Here is a 5841-nt window from a genome sequence, read left to right as displayed (position 1 = left end):
GACGAGGCGCGGGCCCAGTGCCTCGAGCAGTACGGCACCCTGCCGGACGCCATTGCCGCGTGCGTCGGCGGCGGTTCCAACGCGATCGGCCTCTACACCGCGTTCCTCGATGACGAGTCCGTGGAGATCCACGGCTTCGAGCCCGGGGGAGACGGCGTCGAGACCGGCCGGCACGCCGCGACCATCCACGCCGGCGAGTCCGGCGTGCTGCACGGCGCGCGCACCTACGTCCTCCAGGACGAGGACGGCCAGACCATCGAGTCGCACTCGATCTCGGCGGGCCTCGACTACCCCGGCGTGGGGCCGCAGCACGCGCACCTCGCGGCGACCGGCAGGGCGACGTACACCCCCGTCACGGACGCCGAGGCGATGGAGGCACTCGCTCTCCTGAGCCGCACCGAGGGCATCATCCCGGCCATCGAGTCGGCCCACGCGATCCACGGGGGCCTCGAGGTCGCACGGCGACTGGGCGCGGAGGTGGGGCCGGACGCGACGATCATCATCAACCTGTCCGGTCGCGGCGACAAGGACATGGGTACGGCGATCGAGTGGTTCGGCCTCGGCGACGCCGACGAGGGCCCCGAGGCCGATCTCCCCATCGAGGGCGGCGCCCCGTGAGCGTCAGCACTGCCTTCGACAAGGCACGCGCCGAAGGCCGCGCGGCCCTGGTCGGCTATCTCCCCGCGGGCTTCCCCACAATCGACGGCTCGATCCGGGCCATGCGCGTGATGGTCGAGGCCGGCTGCGACGTGATCGAGATCGGCCTGCCCTACAGCGACCCGGTGATGGACGGCCCTACGATCCAGGCCGCCGCACAGCAGGCGCTCGAGGGTGGCGTCCGCACCAAGGACGTGCTGCGCGTCGTCGAGGCGGTAGCCGCCACCGGTGCACCGACCCTGGTGATGACCTACTGGAACCCGATCGAGCGCTACGGCGTCGAGCGGTTCGCCGCCGACCTCGCGAGCGCGGGTGGCGCCGGCCTGATCACGCCCGACCTGACGCCCGACTCGGGCGCCGAGTGGATCGCGGCCGCGGACAAGCACGACCTCGACAAGGTCTTCCTCGTCGCGCCGAGCTCGACCCCCGAGCGGATCGCCATGACCACGGCGGCCTGCCGCGGCTTCGTCTACGCCACCGCCGTCATGGGCGTCACCGGCGCGCGCACCACCACGAGCGACCTCGCCGGCCCGCTGGTCGCGCGCACCCGCGCGACCACCGATCTGCCGGTGAGCGTCGGTCTCGGGGTGAGCAACGGCGACCAGGCTGCCGACATCGCGTCGTACGCCGACGGCGTGATCGTCGGCTCCGCCTTCGTCCGGACGCTGCTCGACCACGAGGGCGACCTCGAGGGAGGGCTCGTGGCCCTGCGCGCGCTCACCGAGGACCTGGCCGCGGGAGTGCGCCGTGGCTGACGCCCGACGTCGGCTGTCGGTCGCGCTCGCCCCGGTGCTGGCCACGGCGTTGGCCACCGGCCTGCTCGCCGGGTGTGGCGCCTCGGGCACCCTGACGGCGGGCCGCCAGATGACCGGGAGCGTGCTCGACCCGCCGTTCGCGGTCGATGGCACCGCGCTCGTCGACGGCGACGAGGCGCCCTTCAGCCTGGTCGACGACACCGACAGGGACCTCACGCTGGTCTTCTTCGGCTACATCCACTGCCCCGACATCTGCGGCACCGTGATGTCGACGATGGCCTCCGCCATGACGCGCCTGAGCGAGGACGAGCGGGCCGCAGTCGACGTCGTCTTCGTGACCACCGACCCGGCGCGAGACACCCCCGAGGCCGTCAACGACTACGCCACCAGCTTCGACCCGGACTTCATCGGCGCCACCGGCCCGATCAGGACCATCATCGAGGTGGCCCGGCCCCTCGGCATCGCCGTCGAGCAGGGCGACAAGCTGCCCAGTGGCGGCTATGACGTCACGCACGGCACCCAGATCGTCGCGATCGACGCCGACGACGACGGCATCGCCTACTGGTCCGAGGACGTCTCCTCGGCCCAGCTGGCCGCCGACCTCCAGCACCTCCTGAGCGAATGAGTCCGATGCTGCCGCTGATCACTGCCCTGTCCATTCCGAGCCCGAGCCAGGGCACCTGGGACATCGGTCCGTTCCCGCTGCGCGGCTATGCGCTCTGCATCATCGCCGGCATCATGGTGGCGATCTGGATCGGCGAGCGCCGCTGGGTCGCCCGTGGTGGCACGGCCGGTGAGGTCTCCGACCTCGCGGTGTGGGCGGTCCCGTTCGGGCTCGTCGGCGGCCGGCTCTACCACGTGATGACCGACTGGCAGCTCTACTTCGGCGAGGGCAAGAACCCCGTCACCGCCCTCTACGTCTGGCGCGGCGGCCTCGGCATCTGGGGCGCCATCGCCCTGGGCGCGCTCGGGGTCGTGATCGGCGCCAGGCTGCGCGGCATCCGGCTGCTGCCGGTGCTCGACGCGATGGCGCCGGGGGTGCTGATCGCACAGGCCATGGGCCGGTGGGGCAACTGGTTCAACCAGGAGCTGTTCGGGCGCCCGACCGACCTGCCCTGGGGGCTCGAGATCGACGAGGCACACCGCCCAAGCGGCTACCTCGACAGCGCGACGTTCCACCCGACCTTCCTCTACGAGGTCCTGTGGTGCGTGGCCGCCTTCGCCGTGGTCGTCTGGGCAGACCGACGGTTCCGCCTCGGTCACGGGCGAGTGCTGGCGCTCTACGTGATGACGTACACCGTGGGCCGATTCTGGATCGAGTCGCTGCGGATCGACGATGTCCAGCTCTCCGACGTCTACGGCCTCAGGTTCAACGAGTGGACGTCCCTGGTTCTCTTCGTGCTGGCCGGTGCCTACTTCCTGTGGGCGGGCAAGAACCGTCCGGGCCGCGAAGAGACGGTGTACCTCCGCGAGCGGGTGGCCGAGGCCCAACCGGAGTCTGCGGACTGAGATCGCTGTCTCACGGTAGGTGAGCGCCGGTGATAGATTTTCCCTCGCGCGGGCCAACGCCGTCCCCTGCCGATCGCCATCACCCCCGCTCCCGCCCGTCCTCGACGGCTGCGTGAGCGCACGACGACGGGAGAATGCCCAGATGCACGCCTTCTCGCCGCCCGCAGGCCGAGCAACTTCGGGACTTCTTGCGGGCCCCCAGGCACAAGGGCTCTACGACCCTCGCCACGAGCACGACGCGTGTGGGGTGGCGTTCGTCGCCACCCTCACCGGGGTTGCCAGTCACGACATCGTGGCCAAGGCCCTGACCGCGCTGCGCAACCTCGACCACCGCGGTGCCGCCGGCGCCGAGACCACCTCCGGGGACGGCGCGGGCATCCTGATGCAGGTCCCGGACGCGTTCCTGCGCGACGTGGTCGACTTCGACCTCCCCGGTGCCGGCAGCTACGCCGTCGGTACGGCGTTCGTCCCCGACGCCGACTCGGTGGCCAAGACCCAGGCGCAGATCGAGCAGATCGCCACCGAGGAGGGCCTCACCGTCCTCGGCTGGCGCGAGGTGCCGACCAACCCCGACGTGCTGGGCGCGACGGCCAAGAGCGTGATGCCGAGCTTCGTCCAGCTCTTCGTGGCCGGCGCCGGCAAGCGCGTGGCCGGGATGGCGCTCGAGCGTCTCGCCTTCTGCCTGCGCAAGCGCGCCGAGCACGAGGCCGACGTCTACTTCCCGTCGCTGTCCGGCCGCACACTCGCCTACAAGGGCATGCTGACCACCGACCAGCTCGACCACTTCTTCCCCGACCTCGTCGACGAGCGGGTCGCCTCGGCGCTCGCCGTCGTGCACTCGCGCTTCTCCACCAACACGTTCCCGAGCTGGCCGCTGGCCCACCCGTTCCGGTTCATCGCCCACAACGGCGAGATCAACACAGTGATGGGCAACCGCAACTGGATGCGGGCCCGCGAGGCGCTGCTCGACAGCAGCGTCATCCCCGGTGACCTCGACCGGCTCTACCCGATCTGCACCCCGGGCCACTCCGACTCCGCGTCCTTCGACGAGGTGCTCGAGCTGCTGCACATGGGCGGGCGCTCACTGCCCCACTCGGTGCTGATGATGATCCCCGAGGCGTGGGAGAACCACGCGGAGATGGACGCCCAGCGCCGCGCGTTCTACGAGTTCCACTCCTCGATGATGGAGCCGTGGGACGGTCCCGCCTGCGTCGTGTTCACCGACGGCAGCCAGATCGGTGCCGTCCTCGACCGCAACGGGCTGCGTCCCAGCCGCTACTGGGTCACCGACGACGGGCTCGTCGTGCTCGCCTCCGAGGTCGGCGTGCTCGACCTCGACCCCGCCACCATCGTGCGCAAGGGTCGCCTCCAGCCGGGCCGGATGTTCCTGGTCGACACCGACGAGCACCGCGTCGTCGAGGACGAGGAGATCAAGTCCGAGCTGGCCGGCGAGCACCCGTACGACGAGTGGTTGCACGCCGGTCTCATCCACCTCGACGACGTCGTGGACCGTGAGCACATCGTGCACACGCACGCCTCGGTGACCCGCCGCCAGCAGATCTTCGGCTACACCGAGGAGGAGCTGCGCGTCCTGCTGACGCCGATGGCCAACACCGGTGGCGAGGCGCTCGGCTCGATGGGCACCGACACGCCCATCGCCGCTTTGAGCGACAAGCCGCGATTGCTGTTCGACTACTTCGCGCAGCTGTTCGCCCAGGTCACCAACCCGCCGCTGGACGCGATCCGCGAAGAGCTGGTCACCTCCCTCAGCGGCACCATCGGCCCCGAGGCCAACCTGCTCGAGCCGGCGCCGGCGTCCTGCCGTCAGGTGGTGCTGCCGTTCCCGGTCATCTCCAACGACGACCTGGCCAAGATCCGCCACATCAACCGTGACGGCGACATGCCCGGCTTCATCACCCACGTCGCCCGCGGCCTCTACGAGGTCGAGGGTGGCGGCGCCGCGCTGGCGAGGCGCATCGACGAGATCTGTGTCGAGGTGTCCGAGGCGATCGCCGACGGAGCCCGCATCATCGTGCTCTCCGACCGGCACTCGACCGCCGACCTGGCCCCGATCCCGTCGCTGCTCCTCACCGGCGCGGTCCACCACCACCTGGTCCGCGAGAAGACCCGCACCCAGGTCGGTCTCCTCGTCGAGGCCGGCGACGTGCGCGAGGTGCACCACGTCGCCCTGCTCGTGGGGTACGGCGCCGCGGCGGTCAACCCCTACCTCGCCATGGAGTCCGTGGAGGACCTCGCGCGCGAGGGCTACTACGTCAAGGTCGACCCCGAGAAGGCCGTCACCAACCTGATCAAGGGCCTGGGCAAGGGCGTGCTCAAGGTGATGTCGAAGATGGGCGTCTCCACGGTGGCGTCCTACACCGGCGCGCAGATCTTCGAGGCAGTCGGCCTCTCACAGTCCGTCGTGGACAGGTACTTCACCGGGACCACGTCCAAGCTGGGCGGGATCGAGCTGGACACGATCGCCGAGGAGGTGTCGAGGCGCCACGCTTCGGCGTACCCGCGCGGCGGCATCGCCCCGGCGCACCGCGAGCTGCAGATCGGCGGCGAGTACCAGTGGCGGCGTGAGGGCGAGCCGCACCTGTTCGACCCGGAGACGGTGTTCCGGCTGCAGCACGCGACCCGCACGGGCAGCTACGAGATCTTCAAGCAGTACACCTCGCGCGTGGACGAGCAGTCCGAGCGCCTGCTGACGCTGCGCGGCCTGTTCCGGTTCAAGGACGGCGAGGCCACGGGCCGCGCGCCGATCAGCATCGACGAGGTCGAGCCGGTCAGCGAGATCGTCAAGCGCTTCTCGACCGGCGCCATGTCCTACGGCTCCATCAGCCAGGAGGCGCACGAGTCCCTCGCGATCGCGATGAACCGCCTCGGCGGCAAGTCCAACACCGGTGAGGGGGGCGAG

5 protein-coding genes are annotated in these 5841 nt (G+C 70.5%); all 5 read left to right on the top strand.

Going from position 1 to position 5841, the window contains the following annotated elements:
- Positions 1-618 (top strand): pyridoxal-phosphate dependent enzyme (locus RMO85_RS14630; RefSeq protein ID WP_310529458.1); only part of this gene is annotated, 618 nt, incomplete at its 5' end.
- Positions 615-1412: a tryptophan synthase subunit alpha gene (gene trpA, locus RMO85_RS14625; protein WP_310529457.1), complete on the top strand. Its 798-nt coding sequence runs from the start codon at positions 615-617 to the stop codon at positions 1410-1412. The genes RMO85_RS14630 and trpA, both read left to right, overlap by 4 nt.
- The gene (locus RMO85_RS14620) at positions 1405-2037 is read left to right on the top strand and encodes an SCO family protein (RefSeq protein WP_310529456.1); all 633 of its coding nucleotides are present in this window, start codon (positions 1405-1407) and stop codon (positions 2035-2037) included. The genes trpA and RMO85_RS14620 overlap by 8 nt, the downstream gene beginning before the upstream one ends.
- Positions 2034-2921: a prolipoprotein diacylglyceryl transferase gene (lgt, locus tag RMO85_RS14615; RefSeq protein ID WP_310529455.1), complete on the top strand. Its 888-nt coding sequence runs from the start codon at positions 2034-2036 to the stop codon at positions 2919-2921. Before RMO85_RS14620 ends, lgt begins: the two co-directional genes overlap by 4 nt.
- Before the next feature lie 142 nt (positions 2922-3063).
- Positions 3064-5841, top strand: a 2778-nt coding sequence (locus RMO85_RS14610; protein ID WP_310529454.1) for a glutamate synthase central domain-containing protein, incomplete at its 3' end; no start/stop codon positions are given.

This window comes from Nocardioides sp. (genome assembly GCF_031422975.1).
Classification (GTDB): Bacteria; Actinomycetota; Actinomycetes; order Propionibacteriales; family Nocardioidaceae; genus Nocardioides.
This window is presented reverse-complemented; position numbering and strand designations above follow the sequence as displayed.

What these genes read in the sequence shown, in the direction of transcription:
- lgt (WP_310529455.1), top strand. Translation starts at nt 2,034, where the DNA reads ATGAGTCCGATGCTGCCGCTGATCACTGCCCTGTCCATTCCGAGCCCG.